Source organism: Nocardiopsis sp. iso_237, from assembly GCF_056173345.1.
Genome location: NZ_CM149669.1, coordinates 6,146,281 through 6,165,032 on the forward strand (window position 1 = coordinate 6,146,281; position 18,752 = coordinate 6,165,032).

The 18,752-nt window shown below is 72.5% G+C and carries 15 protein-coding genes; 6 read left to right on the plus strand and 9 right to left on the minus strand.

The window, feature by feature from the left end; all coding sequences use genetic code 11:
• The first annotated feature begins 2 nt into the window (after nt 1-2).
• The 4 genes from AC0VYM_RS27670 to AC0VYM_RS27685 all read left to right on the plus strand — a co-directional run bounded on the left by AC0VYM_RS27670 (nt 3) and on the right by AC0VYM_RS27685 (nt 3,842).
• Nucleotides 3-695, plus strand: coding sequence for an ABC transporter ATP-binding protein (locus AC0VYM_RS27670; protein ID WP_475457012.1), 693 nt, complete (start codon nt 3-5; stop codon nt 693-695).
• 10 nt (nt 696-705) lie between these two features.
• Nucleotides 706-1,884: an amidase gene (locus AC0VYM_RS27675; protein WP_475457014.1), complete on the plus strand. Its 1,179-nt coding sequence runs from the start codon at nt 706-708 to the stop codon at nt 1,882-1,884.
• A 93-nt stretch (nt 1,885-1,977) separates the two neighbouring features.
• Nucleotides 1,978-2,724 carry a hypothetical protein gene (locus tag AC0VYM_RS27680; protein ID WP_475457016.1) on the plus strand — a complete coding sequence of 249 codons (747 nt, stop codon included), beginning with the start codon at nt 1,978-1,980 and terminating at the stop codon, nt 2,722-2,724.
• A 243-nt stretch (nt 2,725-2,967) separates the two neighbouring features.
• Nucleotides 2,968-3,842 (plus strand): IS5 family transposase gene (locus AC0VYM_RS27685; protein ID WP_475455515.1). Its coding sequence is split into 2 segments (ribosomal slippage): nt 2,968-3,334 and nt 3,334-3,842, totalling 876 coding nucleotides; the frame shifts between segments, so codons are not numbered across the junction.
• Between the two features lie 15 nt (nt 3,843-3,857).
• Here AC0VYM_RS27685 and AC0VYM_RS27690 read toward each other — a convergent pair.
• The 4 genes from AC0VYM_RS27690 to AC0VYM_RS27705 all read right to left on the minus strand — a co-directional run bounded on the left by AC0VYM_RS27690 (nt 3,858) and on the right by AC0VYM_RS27705 (nt 8,730).
• Nucleotides 3,858-4,979, minus strand: a complete 1,122-nt coding sequence (locus AC0VYM_RS27690; RefSeq protein ID WP_475457018.1) for a PQQ-dependent sugar dehydrogenase — start codon at nt 4,977-4,979, stop codon at nt 3,858-3,860.
• A 48-nt stretch (nt 4,980-5,027) separates the two neighbouring features.
• The gene (locus AC0VYM_RS27695; protein WP_475457020.1) at nt 5,028-6,167 is read right to left on the minus strand and encodes an FUSC family protein; all 1,140 of its coding nucleotides are present in this window, start codon (nt 6,165-6,167) and stop codon (nt 5,028-5,030) included.
• Between the two features lie 346 nt (nt 6,168-6,513).
• On the minus strand, nt 6,514-7,221 hold the full coding sequence (locus AC0VYM_RS27700; protein ID WP_475457022.1) for a Crp/Fnr family transcriptional regulator: 708 nt from the start codon (nt 7,219-7,221) through the stop codon (nt 6,514-6,516).
• A gap of 156 nt (nt 7,222-7,377) precedes the next feature.
• A complete protein-coding gene (locus AC0VYM_RS27705) occupies nt 7,378-8,730 on the minus strand; it encodes an MFS transporter (protein ID WP_475463268.1) in 1,353 nt (450 codons plus the stop codon).
• A 258-nt stretch (nt 8,731-8,988) separates the two neighbouring features.
• Here AC0VYM_RS27705 and AC0VYM_RS27710 point away from each other — a divergent pair, with 258 nt between their 5' ends.
• A complete protein-coding gene (locus AC0VYM_RS27710; protein ID WP_475457024.1) occupies nt 8,989-9,423 on the plus strand; it encodes a VOC family protein in 435 nt (144 codons plus the stop codon).
• A gap of 45 nt (nt 9,424-9,468) precedes the next feature.
• Here the strand turns inward: AC0VYM_RS27710 and AC0VYM_RS27715 are convergent, their stop codons facing one another.
• Genes AC0VYM_RS27715 through AC0VYM_RS27735 form a run of 5 tightly spaced genes read right to left on the minus strand, consistent with a single transcriptional unit; the run spans nt 9,469 to nt 16,825 of the window.
• A complete protein-coding gene (locus AC0VYM_RS27715) occupies nt 9,469-10,629 on the minus strand; it encodes a VWA domain-containing protein (RefSeq protein WP_475457026.1) in 1,161 nt (386 codons plus the stop codon).
• Complete coding sequence (locus AC0VYM_RS27720) at nt 10,626-12,905, minus strand: DUF5682 family protein (protein WP_475457028.1); 2,280 nt, start codon at nt 12,903-12,905, stop codon at nt 10,626-10,628. Before AC0VYM_RS27720 ends, AC0VYM_RS27715 begins: the two co-directional genes overlap by 4 nt.
• Complete coding sequence (locus AC0VYM_RS27725) at nt 12,905-14,026, minus strand: ATP-binding protein (protein ID WP_475457030.1); 1,122 nt, start codon at nt 14,024-14,026, stop codon at nt 12,905-12,907. Before AC0VYM_RS27725 ends, AC0VYM_RS27720 begins: the two co-directional genes overlap by 1 nt.
• Before the next feature lies 1 nt (nt 14,027).
• Complete coding sequence (locus tag AC0VYM_RS27730; protein ID WP_475457032.1) at nt 14,028-15,578, minus strand: DUF5691 domain-containing protein; 1,551 nt, start codon at nt 15,576-15,578, stop codon at nt 14,028-14,030.
• Entirely contained in the window at nt 15,575-16,825 is a 1,251-nt protein-coding gene (locus AC0VYM_RS27735; protein WP_475463269.1) for an SWIM zinc finger family protein, read from the minus strand. The genes AC0VYM_RS27730 and AC0VYM_RS27735 overlap by 4 nt, the downstream gene beginning before the upstream one ends.
• 378 nt (nt 16,826-17,203) lie before the next feature.
• On the opposite strand from AC0VYM_RS27735, the gene AC0VYM_RS27740 reads away from it, so the two are divergent.
• Entirely contained in the window at nt 17,204-18,625 is a 1,422-nt protein-coding gene (locus AC0VYM_RS27740; protein ID WP_475457034.1) for a cytochrome P450 family protein, read from the plus strand.
• Nucleotides 18,626-18,752 lie beyond the last annotated feature (127 nt).

Consider the following 18,752-nt stretch of genomic DNA (forward strand, 5'->3'; position numbering starts at 1 on the left):
GCATGATCACCCTGACCGGTCTGACCCGGACCTTCGGCCGACGCGTCCTGTGGCGGGACCTCGACCTGACCGTCGAACCCGGCCGCCTCCTCGCGTTGGTCGGTGCCAGCGGCTCGGGCAAGACCACCCTGCTCAACTGCATGGGACTGTTGGACCGGCCCAGCCGTGGACGCATCGAGTTCCGGGGGACGGACCTCACCCGGCTGGGCGCGCGCGGGCGGCGCCGCTTCCGCCGCGACCACCTCGGATACCTCTTCCAGAACTACGCCCTGATGGAGAACGCGACCGTCCGGGCCAACCTCGACGTCGCCCGCCCGTGCGGAGTCCGACCGGACCCCGCGGCCGCGCTGGCCCGGGTGGGCCTCGCCGGACGGGAGGGAGAGCGCGTGCACCACCTGTCCGGCGGCGAACAGCAGCGCGTGGCCCTGGCCCGGCTCCTGGTCAAACGGCCCTCCCTGGTGCTCGCGGACGAACCGACCGGGGCCCTGGACGGTGACAACGGCGCGATGGTGGTGGACGTCCTGCGCGGCATGAGCCGGGAGGGCTGCGCGGTGGTCATCGCCACCCATGACGAGGCCGTCCGGGACGCCTGCGACACCGTCCACGCGCTGGAGCCGCCGAGACCGTCGGGGTCCCCGGAGTACCGGAAGGGCCGTGGCCAAGCCTCTCTCGGTGTCACGACGCGACCGCACTAACCTCGGTCCGGTGAGGAACGAGACACCGCCGACGGCGGGTGAGACGGCGGACCGGGTGACCCGGGGTGTGATCAGCGCGGTCGAGACCGTCCGGGAGTCGCTGGAGGGCGTCGACCGGATCAGACACCTGCGCGCCTTCGTCGAGGTCTGGCCGGAGTCCGCGCTGGAGTGCGCGGCCCGGGTGGACGCGGCCGTGGCCGACGGTGTCCGGCTGCCCTTGGCCGGGGTGCCCCTGGCCGTCAAGGCCTCGGAGGGAACCGGCTCCCACCAGGCCCGGCGGTTGGTCGCGGCTGGCGCGGTCCCGGTCGGGTCCACGTCCGTACCCGGCCCCGGAACCCCGTGGAAGACCTGGGGGAACACGGCCGCGGGCCCCACGCTCAACCCCTGGCGACCGGACCGGGTTCCGGGCGGCTCCTCCGCCGGGTCCGCCGTCGCGGTGGCCACCGGGGCGGTCCCGTTGGCGACCGCGAGCGACGGCGCCGGGTCCACGCGGATCCCCGCCGCCTGGTGCGGTGTGGTCGGCTACAAACCGACCACCGGGCTGCTTCCGGCCCGGGACCGGGCCGGGCTGACGGTCGGCGGGCCGATCGCGCGCACGGTCGCGGACGTCGAGTTGTACCGGAGCGCCGTGCTCGGTGGCCTTCCCGTGGCCACTCCCCGACGCCTGCGCGTCGCGTGGTCCCCGACGCTGGGGTTCAACGACCCGGATCCGGAGGTGGTGGAGCTCGCGGAACGGGCGCTGCGGTGCTGGGCCCGGTCCCCCGCTGTGACGGTGTCGGTGCCCCGGTTCGCGCTCACCGACCCCGCTGAGGCCTGGCTCGCCCGCCGGGAACGGGGTACTCCCCCCGGTGACGCCTCCCTCCGGCGGAGGGACCTGTCCGCGCTGGACGCGGTCCTGTCCTCCGCGGACCTGATCGCCACGCCCACCACCCCGAACCGGGCCCATCCGCACGCGGGGCCGGGCGAGGTGATGAGTGTGGGGTTCACCTGGCTGTTCAACCTCACCGGGCACCCGGCCCTGAGCCTGCCCGCCGGGCTCACCGGGGACGGTCTGCCCGTGGGTCTGCACCTCGTGGCGCGGCACCACGAGGACGCGCTCCTCCTGGCCGCCGCCAGGGACGCCGAAAGCGCCCTGCCCGCCCCGCTCCCGCCGCCCCTCAGGGACGGCGGTCACATCCCGGAGATGTAGCATCTGAGGCGGATTCTCCCCCTCGTCCGCGTGTTCCCCGGCCCCCGGAGAAAGCCGTGTGGCGGGGCTGCCCCAGACACGGAAACGGACGGCATGGACACGGAAGAGACCCAGGTCATGACCAGGACGGGCCAGTTCACCACCACGGTGAGCTGGGAGACCGCCGTCAGGGGTCGGGTGGCCGCCGCCGTCGACCGGTTCGCCGGTCCCCTGGCCGACCTCGCGGAGCGCGACGCCAACGACGGCGACACCCGTCTGCTGGTCGCCGACTTCTTCAGCGTCGGCCTGAACTTCAGCAAGTACCAGGACCTGACCACGGAGTACCGCACCAGCGGGGACTCGATCGACTACGCGATCGTCCTCGACGGTGAGCTCTTCGCCCCGGTCGAGGTGCGCCGGATCGGCCAGGACCTGGACCTGCGCAACATCCAGATGGCGCGGCGCCTGGCCGTCGAGCGCGGCGTGGACTGGGTGTTCCTCACCAACGGCCGGGTCTGGCGGGTCTACCACCTGCGCCCCGACTCCGAGGGCGGCGCCCCGCAGCCGGTGGCCGTCGTGGACGTGGACCTGCTGGACCAGGACGCCCACGACCGCAACGTCGACGGTCTGTTCCTCCTCACCCGTGAGTCCGTCGAACACGGCCGGTTGGAGGCGATGCGCCGCTGGCGTGAGACGGCTGAGGCCGCACCGCTGTCCGGTGCCCTGATCACCGACGAGGTGGTGGCGGCGGTGCGCGAACGGTTGCGGGAGAGCGCCGAGCACCCCGGCCATGTCGGTGAGGACGACGAGATCCGCCGTGTCCTGACTGAGGAGGTCATCACGCGCGGCCTGCTCGGCTAGGCCGTGTTTTTTTGGATGCTTTCGCCGGTGGCGGCGGAGCCGCCATCGATGCGAGCGGCCGTCCAGGCAATCTCTCGCAAGACGATGAGTGAAGGTCAGCCCGGGTTTGGCTGTCCGAGCTTCATCGGCGCGGCGAGAGGCAGCCTGGTGGTCGCGAGCGCGGAATGATCCAAAAAACACGGCCTAGGTTGTGTTTTGTGGTTCGGCTGCGGGGGCGGATGCCGTGCTGTTAGTGATGGAAGCGTGGTTCGACGACACGAGATCACTGACCAGGCCTGGGAAACGATTGCCCCGCTCCTGCCCACCAACCAGGGCCGAGGCGGCCGCTGGCACGACCACAGAACCATGCTCAACGGCATGATCTACAAACTCGCCACCGGATGCCCCTGGCGTGACCTGCCCGAACGCTACGGACCCTGGCAAAGCGTCTACGGCCGCTACCGGCGCTGGGCCCACGACGGCACCATCGACCGAATCCTCGAACACGTCCAGGTCCGTCATGACGCCGTCGGCCGTATCGAATGGGAGGTCAGTATCGATTCGACCGTGGTGCGCGCCCACCAGCACGCCGCCGGCGCACCAAAAAAGGGACCGAGCACAGAACAAAGCAGGACCAAGCACTCGGACGCTCCCGAGGTGGGCTGAGCACCAAGGTTCACCTGGCCACCGACGGGCGCGGACTACCGCTGGCCCTGGTCATCACCACGGGAAACACCAACGACTCCACGGTCTTCGCCCAGCTCATGAACACCATCCGGGTTCCCCGGCCGGGCCGCGGACGTCCCCGTAGCCGACCCGAACGCGTCATCGCGGACAAGGCCTACTCCTCCAAGGCGATCCGGCGGCTGCTGCGCAGCCGCCGGATCGGGTGCACCATCCCCGAGCGCAGCGATCAGAAGGCCTGGAGACAGCGGCGCGGCTCCTATGGCGGGCGCCCGCCCGCTTTCGACCGCGGCGCCTACAAGCGCCGCAACCTGGTCGAACGCTGCATCGGATGGCTCAAGCACTACCGGGCGGTCGCTACGCGCTTCGACAAACTCGCCACGCACTACCGCGCCGGAGCCGTACTGATCAGCGCCCTGTTCTGGCTCAACCACGAACCAAAAAACACGACCTAGGCCCGGAGCGCCCGGTCACTCCAGCGGGACGGTCATGATCCGGTCGTCGTCATCGGCGGGGGAACCCCAGGTGTCGAGGTTGCTGGTGCTCAGCCACAGGGCGTCCCCGTCAGGGGCGGCGACCACCGTGCGCAGGCGGCCGAACTCGTCGACGAAGTGCGGTTCCGGCTCACCCACGGTGCCGTCGCCGTTCAGGGGGATCTCCCAGAGCCGGGCTCCGCGCAGCGCCGCCACGTACAGGGAGTCCCCGACGATCGCCGCGCCGCTCGGTGAGGCCTCGGCGGGCTCCCAGGTGACCAGCGGGTCCGTGAACCCGTCACCGCCGCCGGGCCCCTCCACCTCGGGCCAGCCGTAGTTGTTCCCGGGTTCGATCAGGTTGACCTCGTCCAGGGTGTCCTGGCCGAACTCGGTCGCGTACAGGTTGTCCTCGTCGTCCCAGGCCAGGCCCTGTACGTTGCGGTGGCCGTAGCTGTACACGTGGTTGTCGAAGGGGTTGTCCGGGGCGGGTTCACCGAGGGTGGTGATCCGCAGGATCTTCCCGGCCAGGGAGTCGGTGTCCTGCGAGGCGTCCCCCTCCTGGGCGTCACCGGTGGCCACGTACAGGTGGCCGTCGGGCCCGAAGGCGATCCGGCCGCCGTTGTGGGTGTTCGCGGCGGGGATCCCGTCCAGGATCACCTCGGAGTCCCCGAGGGAGCCGCCGTCGTACTCCAGCCGGACCACCCTGTTGTCCGTGTCGGTCGTGTGGTGGACGTACACGTGGGGCTGCTCGGGGAAGTCGGGGTCGACGGCCAGGCCGAGCAGGCCGCCCTCGCCCCCGTGGCGGACGCCCTCGACGGTCCCCGCGTCCGTGACGCGCCCGTCCGGGGTCACGTGCGCGACGGCGGCGGAGTCCCGCTGGGCCACCAGGGCGGAGCCGTCGGGCAGGAAGTCGATCCCCCACGGCACGTCGAGGTCGGTGGCCAGGTCCTCGGGCTGGCCGAGGTCGGCGCCCCCGGCCGACCCCTCGGGCCGCCCGTCCGTCCCCGACCCGCCGGCCTCGGTCGTGGAACAGGAACCCACGAGGAGGACGGCCCCCAGGAGGGACAGGGTTCGGGTGAGCGGGAGGGGCCGACGGGTCCCCGTGTGTGTCCGTTCCATGTCGGAACCCTGCCCGTTCGGCGCGCGCGTACGCCCTCCGGGCCGGGATCAGCGGCCGTCGCGGCGTTCGGAGTTCTCCTGCCCCTGGTGGATCTCCTCGAAGATCCGCTCGACGTCGGTGATCAGGGCGCTGTAGACCGGCCAGTTCCGGTCGTCCCAGCGCTCGCGCAGAGCGTCGCGTTCCTCGTCCACCAGGCGCAGCGCGTCCTCGACCCTCTCCCGGAGGCCGTCGGAGGCGGCCATGTTCCCGGTCTCCTCGGAGTCGTGCACCGCCTGGAAGACGTCCGAGGCCCGGGACACCAGCGGCGCGAACTCCCTCAGGAAGGCGTCGTCGGGTTCCGGGAAGCGGCTGGCGCGTCGCGTGGTGGTGCGCAGGGTGCGGACGAGGGACTGCACGTGCCGGGAGGCCCGGCTCAGCGCGGAGATCCACTCCCCGTAGGTGTCCAGGTCGCGGGGGTCGGTGCGGGCCCCGGAGACCAGCCGCCGGGGGTTGAGCCGGGTCCGGTCCTCCTGGCGTCGGACCGCCTCCTGGGCGTTGCGGACGGACCCGTCGAGCCCGTCCGAGGCTCGCACCCAGTGGTCCAGGTCCAGGCCCGCGCAGCCCTCGCGCAGCCCCTCGGCCATCTCCCCGGTCAGGGAGCGGAGGCCGTCCGCGAGGTCCCGTACCGCGTTCTCCGCGTCCCGGAACCGGATGGCCGGGGCGAGCACCGTGTTGGTGACCAGGGCCGAGGCGGCGCCGACCAGGACCATCAGCAGGAGGTACCCGAGGTCCATGGCGCTCTCGGCGGTCCCGCCCGCGAGCGCGAAGGCGGCGACCACCGGCAGCTGCACGCCCTGACTGCCGAAGAATCCGGCCTGCCCCGCGACCAGGGCGATCAGGAGCAGCAGGGTGAACGACCACAGCTGGGCGCCGACCGTCAGTCCGGCCAGCCCGGCGAGCAGGGCCCCCGCGAAGACCGCCGCCATGTAGCGGCCCGACTGGAGGACGGACCCGTACACGCTCGGACGGACCACGAGGAGGGCGGTGAAAGGGGCGAACCCGACCTGGCTGGAGGCTCCGAGCTGGGTGCCGACGACCCAGGCGAGGGTGGCCGCGATGGTGCACTTGAGGATGACGACGGCGGTCTCACGCTCGAACCCGCGCCGTTGTCGGGCACGCCTGACCCTGTCGCGCAGCCCCTGGAACATCCTCGTCTCCGTTCTCCTGTGAGCACATACCGTAACCGTCGTTCCCCTTGGGAGCGTCGGTTATCGGTTCGCGTCGGAGGAGCGGATCGTCGGCCCGGGGGACAGGAAGATCCCCGGTGGCAGGGGGACGGCCACCGGGGCGGTGTGGAGACGGGGGGTAGCTGCCGGAATGGTGCCGTCCTCACCACTCCGGCAGCCCGACCACTCCTCTCCGCACAGGGGGAGGGCACCGGAGGAGAGGGCGCTGATGTGCGGAGCGAGAGGTTGGGCGTGATGCCCAGGAGAAGTCTGTCGCCTACGGTGACCGTCGGACCACCGATCAATCGGTAATTCAGGACAAAAAGGGTCACAAAGCGGATTCGAAGACACCGTTCAGGCGCTCCATGTCGACGATCACCACGCGCCGGTAGCTGGTGATCAGGATGCCCTCGGAGCGGAAGCGCCGGATCGCGTTGCCCACCGCGTCCGTGCGCGCTCCGACGAGTTTGCCCAGGTCCGTGTGGGAGAGCCGCACCCCCAGATGGACGCCCTCGTCCGTGGGCACCCCGTGGCGCCGCGCCATGTCGACCAGGATGCGCGCCACCCGGGCCTCCACCTCGTAGCCCGCGAACTCGGCCCGCTGGCGGTCCGCGCACTCCTGACGCTCCCCCATCACGGCGAGCATCGCCCGCCACGCGTCGGGGTGCTCCTCCAGGAAGACCTCGAAGACCTGGTGCGGGTAGATCCGGATCGTGTGCGGTGCGCACGAGGTGACCGTGGCGCTGGGCCGTGCGTCCCGGAACATGCCCAGCTCGCCCACGAGGTCGCCCCACCTGCGGATGCCGAACATCGCCTCGGTGCCGTTGCGCAGCACCGACGTGATCTTGACGCACGCGGGGTCCGCCGGGGTGCCGTTCTCCGGCGGGCTCAGGAGCATGACCTGTTCCTCGGCGTCGCCCTGGGCGATGAGGACCCGGTTGGCGGGGATGTGCCGTGGCGGCGCGAGCGTCAGGAGACGGTCCACGGTCCGGGGACCGAGCCTGGACATGAAGCTGCCCGGCGGCCAGTCGGTCATGCGTCGTCCTCCGATCATCCCCACAACGATGCCCAGGTGGTACCCAGTTCCGCCGGAGAAGCACGAAATCGGAGGATCTTGTTTTCCGGCCGTGCCCGAGTTCGGGCCGCCGCGGGCCGGGGCCCGGCGCGCCACGGCGCCGGGCCCCGGGACCACCTAGGACCCGACGGTGACCCGTGGGCGCGGTGCCCGGGTCAGGGCGAGGACCGCGACCACCACCAGCAGCACGAACCCGCCCAGCGCCAGCGCGACGCCGTGCAGGGCCCCGGTGAAGGCGGCACCGACCAGCTCACCGCCGGTGAGGACCGCCAGGGCCGCGCCGACGATCGCGATGGAGACGGTCTCCAGGCTGAGCCGGGTCGCGTTGAACACCCCGGCCGCGGTGCCCACCCGCTCCGGCGGGACGGCGCCCAGCCCCAGACCGTCGATCATCCCTCCGGTGAGGCCCACACCCGTTCCGACCAGTAGGAACGGCAGCAGAACCGTCCACGGGGTGGAGTCGGGGCCCAGCGTGGTGAAGCCGAGGACACCCGCCCCCAGCAGGAGGAGAGCGCCGACGACCACCGCCGTGGGCGGGAACCGGTTGGCCAGTTCGGCGCCCACGGTGGGCAGCACCAGGGTGGGGACGGTGAGGAGCAGCAGCCACAACCCCGCCGTGCCCGCACCGAGGCCGACCACGTTGATCAGGTAGGACGGCAGGTACACCAGCAACGGCACCAGCACCGACATGAAGGTCGCGGCGGCCAGCGCGTAGGCCACGAACCGGCGGTTGGCGAGCAGGCCGAGGTCGACCAGGGGTTCCTCCCGGCGGCGCTCCACCACGGTGAAGAGGCCGAACAGGGCCGCCGACACGGCGAGGAACCCGGCCAGCACCGGCACACCTCGGCCGGGGCCCTCGACCAGGCCGCCGATCAGGGTCAGCAGGGCGGCGGTGAACAGGGCTCCGCCGAGCCAGTCCACGGGTCGCCCGTCGCCGCGCATCGCGGGGACCCGCGTCACCAGCAGCAGGACCGCACCGGCCACCAGGGCGGGCCCGGCGAAGGCGAACCGCCAGCCCAGGTTCTCGACCAGCAGTCCGGCCACGGCGGGGCCGAAGGCGGTTCCGGCGCCCAGTACGGTCCCGAGCAGCCCGAAGGCCCTCGCACGCGCCGGTCCCTCGAAGGCCAGGGCGAGCATGGAGCCGCCTCCGGCCACGGCGGCGGCCGCGCCCACGCCGCCCAGAGCGCGCAGGGCCACCAGCGCCCCGATGTCCTGGACGAGCAGGCTCAGCAGACCGCTCGCGAAGAACAGGACCACGCCGAAGGCGTAGACCCGGCGGCGTCCGACCGCGTCCGCGATCGACCCGGCGCTGACGAGGAAGGCGGCGAAACAGGCGTTGTAGGAGTTGACCACCCACTGCGCGGAGGTGAGCCCCACGCCCAGGTCGCTTTGGATGTCGGGCAGTGCGACCGAGGCCCCGGTCAGGGCCAGCGGGAGGAGGAGGGTGGAGAGCAGGACGGTGACGAGCACGATGGTGCCGCCGCCTCTGCCTGTGGACAGGGAAGTGTTCACGGGTACGTCCGGTGTGGAGAGATGGACACCGGGCAGCCCGAAGGACCGCACCGGCATGGAAGCTGATGCGGCGGTCGGAACTGTGAGGGATCAGGCCGCCGCTAGAGGGCGGCCAGCTCTTTCGCGAGCGGCATGGTCGCAGGCTAACCCGACCCGCTCCCCCGAGGCCAGTGATATTCCCTGGGAGCGCGGGGGTCCGCGGTCTAGGGTGGGTCGATGACCACCATCAGAGAGTTCCAAGTCACCTTCGACTGCGCGAATCCCGAGCGCGTGGCCCGGTTCTGGTGCGAGGTGCTGGGGTACGTCGTGCCACCGCCCCCGGAGGGGTTCGCCGACTGGGACGAGTTCAACCGCGCGCTCCCGCCCGAGCAGCAGGATTCCGCGTTCGCCTGCGTCGATCCCTCGGGCAAGGGTCCCCGCCTGTTCTTCCAGCGCGTCCCCGAGGGCAAGACCGTCAAGAACCGGGTGCACCTCGACGTGCGTGCCGGTACCGGTCTCGTCGGGGACGAACGCCTCTCCACGCTCCAGGCCGAGCGCGAGCGGCTGGAGGCGCTCGGCGCCGAGTGCGTCCGCGTCATGCGCGCCGACGGGTTCAACGAGTCCTGCATCGTGATGCGGGACATCGAGGGCAACGAGTTCTGCCTGGACTGAGTGCCGGGCGGGTCCGCAGGGGGTTCGGCCCCGCCCGGGGTCGGATCACTCGTCGAGGTGCCTGTCGACCCAGGCGTCCAGGGGCTGGCCCTGGATGGCCGCGGCCATGAGCTCAGGGAAGGCGTCGGGGGTGCAGGCGAACGCCGGGACGCCGAGGTCCGCGAGGGCCGACGCGTTCTGGCGGTCGTAGAAGGGCGCCCCCTCGTCGGAGAGGGCCAGCAGGACCACCACCTGCACGCCCGCGGACTTCATGGCGGCCACCCGTCGCAGCATCTCGGCGCGGACGCCGCCCTCGTAGAGGTCGCTGATCAGGACGAAGATCGAGTCCTGCGGGCGGTCGATGAGCGTCTGGCTGTAGGCGATGGCCTTGTTGATGTTGGTACCGCCGCCGAGCTGGGTGCCGAAGAGGACCTCCACCGGGTCGGTGAGCTGGTCGGTGAGGTCGACGACGGCGGTGTCGAAGACGACCAGGGACGTCCTGAGGGTGCTCATGGACGCCAGGACGGCGCCGAACACGCTCGCGTAGACCACCGAGGAGGCCATCGATCCGCTCTGGTCGATGGCCAGGACCACGTCCTTCTGCACACCCTGGCTGCGGCGGCCGTACCCCACGAGAGTCTGCGGGATGACCGTGTTGTGCTCGGGCAGGTAGTGCGCCAGGTTGCGCCGGATGGTGGCGTTCCAGTCGATGTCCGCGACGCGGCGGGGGCGGTGCGTGCGCGCGGAGCGGTCGATCGCCCCCCGGATCACCGACCGGGTCTTCTGCGCGACCCTTCGCTCCAGGTCGTCGACCACCCGGCGCACGATGGCCCGGGCGCTCTCCCTCGCCTCGGCGGGCATCACCCGGTTGAGGGAGAGCAGGGTCCCGACCAGGTGCACGTCGGGCTCGACGGCCTCCATCATCTCCGGCTCCAGGAGGAGCTGGTGCAGGCCCAGGCGGTCCATGGCGTCGGACTGCATCACCTGCACCACCGTGGACGGGAAGTACTCCCGGATGTCGCCCAGCCAGCGGGCGACGCGCGGCGCCGAACCGCTCAGGTCCGCGCCGCGCTCGTCTCCCGAGGTCGTGGAGCGGTCGCGCTTGTTGTACAGGGCGGCCAGCGCGGCGTCCATGGTCTGGTCGGTCCCGGCCAGGGTCGCGCACTGGGACGGCGCGCCCAGGACCAGGCGCCAGCGGCGGGCGCGTTCGGTGGTCTCCGTGCTCACGCGCGGCTCCTTTCGAGTAGTGCCGCCACGGCGGCCACCGCCGGGGCGGCACGGCGGGTGTCGACGGGGCGGCGTACGCGCGCCGTGGTGGTGCGGCCGCCGTCCGCCCGGGTGACGGCGGTGCCGATCTCCTGGCGTTCGGCCGAGCCGAAGGCCCCGAAGGTGCGGCGCAGCAGCGGCAGGACCGCGACGAACCGTTCCTCGGACAGGCTGAGCAGCCACGTGTCGATGAGGCCGAGCAACCGCTCGTCGTGGACCAGGATCAGCCCGCTCCCCTGGAGGAAGCCCTCCAGCCAGGCTGCGGCGCGGGTGGGTTCGGTGCCGGGTGACATCGTCAGTCCGAGCCTGCGGTGCAGCTCCTCGGTGGGGATGCGGCCCGCGTCCGCGAGGATGCGGTTGACCCTTCCGGCGATCCGCCCCGGGACCTGGTCGCGCCCGGCCAGTGCCTCCAGCGCCTCGGTCCAGCCCCGTGCCTCCTCGTCCAGGAGGGAGGCGGCGGCGTGCGTCTGGTCGATCGACGTGACGAACCGGGCCGCCGCGTCGTCGTCCAGCCCGCGTACGGCCGGGGCCAGGCCCACGCACACCCGGGCCAGGATCTGCAGGGCGACGGCGCGCAGGTGCGCGCCGTCGGTCCCGCGCACGTCCCCGTACCGGGCCGCGCGAGCCAGTGGCGGCAGCGCGGCCATCAGGTGGGTGATGTCGCTGTCAGTGGCCGCGCGGTCGGTGAGCAGGGCGAGCACGTCCGGCAGCGCGTCACCCAGCTCCGCGAGCAGGCACTGTTCGGTGAGCGCCGTCAGGGTGGGCAGTTCCGCGTCGGCGGCGACCTCCACCACGCGGGCGGTGGCCGCCGAGGCCACGGTGGTCCCCCAGGGCGCGGCCTCGATCAGCGCCACGTCCATGTCGGGGTCCCAGCGCAGCCGCCAAGACTCCCGGAAGGTCCCCTTCGCGTGGTGTTCGGAGGCGCGCGGCACACCCCATTCGATCCCGAGCACGCGCAGCCGGTGCAGCAGGACGCTGCGTTCGCGCTGGCTCTCCTTGCGCAGGTCGAGGTCGAGGTCGCGGTCGAAGGCCTCGGGCTTGAGGCGGAGCCGCTTCTGCGCGGCCATGAGGTCGCGCTGCAACGGCACCATGGGGGTGTCGGCGGGCACCGAGCCGAGGCGTTCACCGATCGCCATCCGCCCGTGGACCAGGGCGGCCCGGGTCTGTTCGCCCTCGCAGAGGACGGCGGTGACCGCCTCGGAGACCTCGTCGATCCCGGCCAGCGGCCGCCCCCGCAGCACGGCGAGGCTCTCGGCGAGCCGGACCCCCTCGATCACGTGCGAGGAGGAGACCGGCTGGCCCTCGTCGCGCAGGAGCCGGGCGGCCTCCGTGAGCCACCGGTGGATCGGCAGGTCGGGCGAGGTGAACAGGTGGTGGTACCAGCCGGGTGAGGTCACCCCGGCGCCGTAGCCGCTGGCGGTGGCGAGCCGCCCGTGCGTCCACGGCACCCAGGTGGCGGTGGTCTTCACCTTGGGCAGCCCCCGGAGCAGGGCGGCGTCGTCCTTGACGGGGTGGTCGTAGAGGTCGCGCAGGGCCGGTGCGTGCCAGGCTCCGCACACCACGGCCACCCGCTCGTACCCCTCCTTGAGCACGGCGCGCAGGGTCTGGCGCATGTACGCCTCGCGGCGCGCGTCGCGGCCGGTCTCGGGGCCGGCCTCGGCGCGGACGGCCGCCATCGCGTCGGTGATCGCGGGGAAGGGCGAGGGCTCGCCGTCGCCGCGCTGCTCCACGACGTCGTCCCACCAGCGTTCGGCGTCGTCGTACCCGGCGGCCTCCGCGAGCACCCCGAGGGGGTCGGTCCGGACCCTGGCGGGTTCGCTCGGGGAGGGCTCCTCCGGTCCGCTCTCCTGCTCGGCGGCCTCCGCCCGTTCGATCCGCTCCGCGAGCGTGTGGGAGGCGGGCAGGTCGCAGAAGCGCACCGGAACACCGCGTCCGTGGGCGTGGACCAGGGCGGCCCACTCCGGGGAGAAGGACGCGAACGGCCAGAACCCCCAGCCCTCCCGGGACCGTGCCGTCCCCGCCTTGGGGGTGTCGGCCAGGTGGACGAGCAGCGCCACCGGTGGTTCCAGGCCGCCCACCAGGGAGGTGATCGCGTCGGCCTCGGGCGGCCCCTCGATCAGTACGATGTCGGGCTTGATCTCGTCCAGGGCGGCCGCCACGGCCCGGGCCGAACCCGGACCGTGGTGGCGGACACCGAGGACACTGACCTTGTCGGTGCCCTGTCGGGGTCGTCCCATCAGGCGCCCACCTCGCGGCAGGCGCGGTAGAAGTCGCCCCAGCCGTCGCGTTCGCGGGCGACGGTCTCCAGGTACTCGCGCCAGACCACGCCGTCGGAGACGCGGTCCTGGACGACGGCGCCCTGGATTCCCGCGGCGACGTCGGCGGGGCGCAGCTGACCGTCACCGAAGTGCGCGGCGAGCGCGATGCCGTTGGTGATCACGGAGATCGCCTCGGCGGTGCTCAGGGTGCCGCTGGGCGACTTGACCTTCGTGGTGTTGTCCTCGGTGACCCCGGAGCGCAGCTCGCGGAAGACGGTGACCACGCGCTGGATCTCGGTGAGGCTGGTGGGCACCTCGGGCAGCTCCAGGGAGCGGCCCAGCTGCTCCACCCGCTGGGTGACGATGCGGACCTCGTCCTCGGCGCTGTCCGGCACGGGCAGCACCACGGTGTTGAAGCGGCGGCGCAGCGCGCTGGAGAGGTCGTTGACCCCCCGGTCGCGGTCGTTGGCGGTGGCGATGATGTTGAACCCGCGCTGGGCCTGCACCTCCACCCCGAGTTCCGCGACGGGCAGGGCCTTCTCCGACAGCACGGTGATGAGGCCGTCCTGCACGTCCGAGGGCATGCGGGTGAGTTCCTCGATGCGGCCGATCGTGCCGCGCGCCATGGCGGTCATCACCGGGCTGGGGACGAGCGCGGCCTCCGAGGGACCCTCGGCGAGCAGGCGCGCGTAGTTCCAGCCGTACCGGACCGCTTCCTCGGAGGTCCCGGCGGTGCCCTGGACCAGCAGGGTGGAGTCGCCGGAGACCGCCGCCGCGAGGTGTTCGGAGAGCCAGGTCTTGGCGGTGCCGGGGACACCGATGAGCAGCAGTGCGCGGTCGGTGGCCAGGGTGGCCACGGCCACCTCGACCACGCGGCGCGAGCCGATGTACTTGGGCGTGATCTCGGTGCCGTCGTCGAGGGTGGTGCCCAGCAGGTACCGGGTGACCGCCCACGGGGAGAGCCGCCAGCCGGGGGGACGCTGGCGGTCGTCGGCCTTGGCCAGGGCCTCGAGCTCGGCGGCGTACGTCTGCTCGGCGTGCGGGCGCAGTGCGCTGGCAGTGTCGGTGCTGAGGCCAGAGCCGGTGGCGGAGGTGGTCAACTTAGAGCTCCCTGTGCATGTCGAGCCGGAATCGGAGGGTGTCGCGGAGGCGGAGGTAGGAGGGTCCCTCCTCCTCGTGGGGTGGTTCCCTGGGCAGGAGGTCGAGGTGTTCGGGCGGCATGTGCTCGGCGGCGGCCTCGCAGAGGAAGCGGTAGCCGCGTGAGTCACGGGTGGTGATCGGGCCGGTGAGGCGGCGCACGACCGCGTCGGAGAGCGGGCGGGTCCACGGGGCGTCGACCGCGTGCAGGACCTGGCCGAGGACGTCGCTCCCGCCGAGGGCCGGGCCGCTCCCGTCGGAGCCGAGTGCGGCCACGACCCGGTCGCACCGCTCCTCGACCGGCAGCGCGGCCAGCAGCTCCCGGGTGCGCGGCCAGTGCCGGTTCCGGCCCTGGGCGCCGAGCAGCTGGGCCAGACCGCTCCGGGGGTGGTCGAGGAGGGCGCGGGCCCACACGGGGTCGGCCTGGAGGCAGACCGCGTCGGCCAGTGCCTCGCGCAGGTCCTGCTCGTCCTCGGCCAGGTCGAGGACCCCCGCCGGGTCGGTGTCCAGGAACGTGGTCCAGGTGTCCAGCGGCGCGTGGGTGATCAGGACGCGGCCGAGTTCCCAGCGGGCGCGACGGGTCTCCGGCCGCTCCTTCGGCGCCACCAGGGCGAGGTCGCGGAGCCGTTCGGCGGTCGGGACGGCCATGTCGACGACGTCCACGGCGCGCGGCGGCCCCTGGTCGCGTCCCAGGTGGGCGCGGAGGTGCGCGCGGAGCCGGTGCGCGTGGGCGCTGTCCGGCAGCCGGGTGAGCAGGGCCAGGGCGAGGCCGCGCACGTTGGCGCCGCGGTCGTCCAGGGCCCGGTCCAGCACCGCCTCGTCGTCCGGTCCGAGGTTGACGGCCAGGGTCTCCAGGAGGCCGCGCCGCTCCTCTCCCCTGCTCTCCTTGGGCAGGGCCTCGGAGAGCAGGTCGCGGGCGGCTGCCGGGTCGGTGGCGCGCAGGGCGAACAGGGACCGGCGGCGCTGGGCGGGGGTGCCCTCGTGCCAGGCGGCGTCGGTGTGGACGTCGGTGGGCAGGGGTTCCCGGGCGATGAACGACCACGCGCCGTTGTGGGTGGCCAGCCAGGCGCCCCGGTCACCGACGACGGAGGCGACCAGAGGGCGCAGCGAGCTGTCCCGGGAGGCGCGTTCCAGCAGCTCGGGGATGTGGACGTGGCTGACCCGGCGCCCGCCCCGGGCGGCGTGCTCCAGCCACTCGGGGAGGAGCTCGGAGCGGCTGGCGAGGAGGACGGCCAGCCGGTGGTCGGCGGCCGGTCCGACCTCGGGACGGGTGTCGGGGGCGTCGGGGGTGACGGGTTCCGCCGTGTGCGCCGTGTACCCGGCGCGGGTGCGCACGGCGTCCAGGGCGACCAGGTCCAGCAGCCCGGCGGCGCCGTCACGGGTGCCCCGGGGCAGGTCGGGCAGGTCCGGGACGGCGCGTCGGGCGGTGCCGACCAGCGCGGTGGAGACCAGCCGGTCCCAGGAGGGGGTCTCGGGGGAGGCCGACCCGGCGGGGTCGGGAGGGGTCGGGTTCACAGGGCGACTGCCTTTCCGTCGGCGTCCCACAGGGTCATGGGGCTCAGGCCGGTGTCCGGCGACCACTCGGCGGCGATGGTGGCGGGGCGTCCGCCGGTGGCGGCGAGGAACCGCCACAGCTCGCCTCCGGCCAGGGGGAGGGAGGCCCCGGTGGGGTCGGCCAGGTGCCAGCCCTCGGCACGGGCGGGGACCGCGTTCTCCAGCACCACCGGCCAGGCCTCCAGCCACGGGTCCCCGGCCAGGGCCGCGGCGAAGGAGTCCAGGGCCTGCTCGACGGTGCCCCCGGGCGGGGGCGTGGCCGGGGCCTCGTCTGCCTTGCCGACCCGGACCGCGCGGCGGCCGTCCGGGTGGAAGGCGAGTTCGCCCTCGAACTCGGTACCGGGGCGGAAGGCGGAGTCCGGGGTCTCGGTGGGCCGGGCGAAGGTGAGGGAGAGGGCGTGGCGGCCGGTCGTCGCGCCGTGCAGCCACTGGCGGCGGCCGCGCATGCGGTCCGGGGTGAGGGCGTCGCGGTGGCCGAGCACCCGCCAGGTGTCCCGGACCCGCTCCCCGCTGGACAGGACCTCCTCGGCGCGGGTGGCGATCCCCACGCGGGAGCGGAGCACCGCGCGGGTCCGGGGGTCGTCACCGCCCTCACCGGCGAGGTAGCCGTCGACCAGCAGGTGCAGCATGCCCAGGCGTTCCAGGAGGCGGTTCGTCCAGCCGTCGGCCCCGACGTTCTGGGGCAGCTGGGTGACCAGGGTGGCGGCACCGCCCGCCTTGGCGTCCACCAGGCGTTTGGCCATACGGTCCCAGTGCCCGTAGCCGAGTTGGGAAACCTCCGCGAGGCCGCCGTCCACCTGGTCGTGCAGCCACAGACGGAGCTCCTCCAGCCCGGCGGTGACCGAACGCTCCCTGGCGCGCAGGGTGGCGGCGGCCTTCTCCGGGTCGACCGGCGCCGAGGCGGCGGCGCTCGCGCGCTCCTGGCGGGCCACCCGGCCGGAGAGCCACGCGGTGACCCATTCGGGCCGGTCCTCGCGCTCGGCCACCGTGCCCTGGCTCCACAGGGAGAGCAGGGCCAGGACGTGCTTGCAGGGGATCTTGCGGCTGGGGCAGCTGCACTTGTAGGCGGGGCCCTTGTCCCCGTCCAGGTGTGCTGCCGCCAGATAGGGCTTGCTCCCGCTCCCCTTGCACTCACCCCAGACGGCCGAGGTGCCGCCGCCGTCGGCGGCGACCACTCCGCTCTGGGGCCACGATCCCGCCTTGGCCACCTTGAGAGCGGCCTTGTGTGAAGAGGGGTCCGGAGCCAGAGCCCAGACTTCGTCGGTACTCCATCGATCGCTCACACAGGTAACTCTAGGGAGCACCACTGACAATCCGGGACCCTCTGGACAGTCACCCAGGACGGGACAAACAAGATAAAACAATCGTCGATAACAAAGGGGGCGACCCAGATAATCCGTTCCTGTTGAAAATCCGGTGTCGACGATCCTAGAATGCCACGACCAGGTTGGCTCGATCCCCGGCCGCCGCCCCGAAGCGATTTCGGGATCTCCCGCTTCCCCCTTCCCGTCACCACGCCAGTGCCACGTCTCCTCGAAGGGAGGGAAGCGGCCCCGCGAACCTTTTTCCGGGTGTCCGCACCCGAAATGACCACGACTCAGCACGGTGAATCCCAGGAAACGGGGTCCGGGGCGGACCAGGGCGCCCAGAACTCCGGTCCCCCCACCCAGGGGTGCCCGGTCGACCACGTCCGGCTCTACGACCCCACCCCGCCCGAGGGGCGCGCCGAACTCTGGCAGCACCTGCGGGAGCGGCAGGGTCCGATCGTCCCGGTCCAGCTGGAACCCGGGGTGCGCGCCTGGCTGCTGCTCGGCTACCAGGAGAGCCTCGCCGTCCTCCAGCAACCGCACCTGTTCTCCCGGGACACCCGCAACTGGCGCGAGGCGACCGAGGGCCGCGTCGACCTCGACAACACCGTCGCGATGATGACCTGGCTGCCCAACGCCTTCTACGCGGACGGGTCCGAGCACGTCCGGCTGCGCGCTCCGATCATGGACGGTCTGGCCAGGATCGACATGACCGCCATGGCCCGCACCGTGCACCGGATCGCCGACGGGTTGGTGGACCGGTTCGTCAAGGACGGCGAGGCCGACCTCATCGGGGAGTACTCCCAGATGCTCCCCGCGCTGGTCGCCAACCGGCTCTTCGGCCTGCCCGACAGCTACGGCCACATGCTCAACGACCTCACCGCGGCCATCTTCAGTGAGGACTCCCAGCGCTCGGAGGGGTCCATCACCGGCCTCCAGCAGTACTTCGCCGGGCTGGTCGCCCGCAAGGCGAGCAAGCCCGGGCAGGACCTGACCAGCTGGATCCTCGAACGCTCCACGGACCTCACCCAGGAGGAGGTCGCCTACGCGGCGTCCCTGGTGGTCAGCGCCAGCCACATGATGACCGTCCACCTCATCGGCAACACGATGCGCACCCTGCTCACCGACGACCGCATCCGCTCCGCCAACACGGACGCGCGCCTGTCCACGCACGACCTCCTGGACCACGTCATGTGGAACGACAGCCCCCTCCAGCTGCTGGCGGGACGGGTCGCGCTCCAGGACGTGCGGATCGGCAACGCGCGGGTCCGCAAGGGCGACGCCCTGTACCTCGGAGTCGACGCGGCCCACCGCGACCCGGCCGTGCGGCGCGGCAGGTCGGACCCGGACACCGGGCTCTCCAGCGGCAGCCGCGCCCACCTGACCTTCGGCGCCGGTCCGCACAGCTGCCCCGCCCGCGCGCTGGGCCGCCTGGTGGCCTCGACCGGGGTGACCGTGCTCCAGGAACGGCTGGGCGGGCTACGGCTCTCGGTGCCCCCGGAGGAGCTGCGCCTGCTGCGCTCCCCGTTCCTGCACGGGGTGCGGGAGCTGCCGGTCACGTTCACGCCCGGGCGCCTGAGCGAGCCGCCCGCCCTCCTGACCCAGGAGATGGAGCAGGTCCCGGCGGTGGCGGAGGAGGAGCAGCCGCCCGAGGACCTGCTGGGGAAACTGTTCAGCTGGTGGCGCGGTCTGGGCCGGTGAAACGGTAGCCATCCTTTTTCGAACGCGTGAACTGGGGCGCCGCGAGCACTGGTGGTTCAACGGATGCGTGTTCACACCTTCGTCTTCATAGTGAACGCACGCCCACGGAAACGGGTGTAAATCCCGT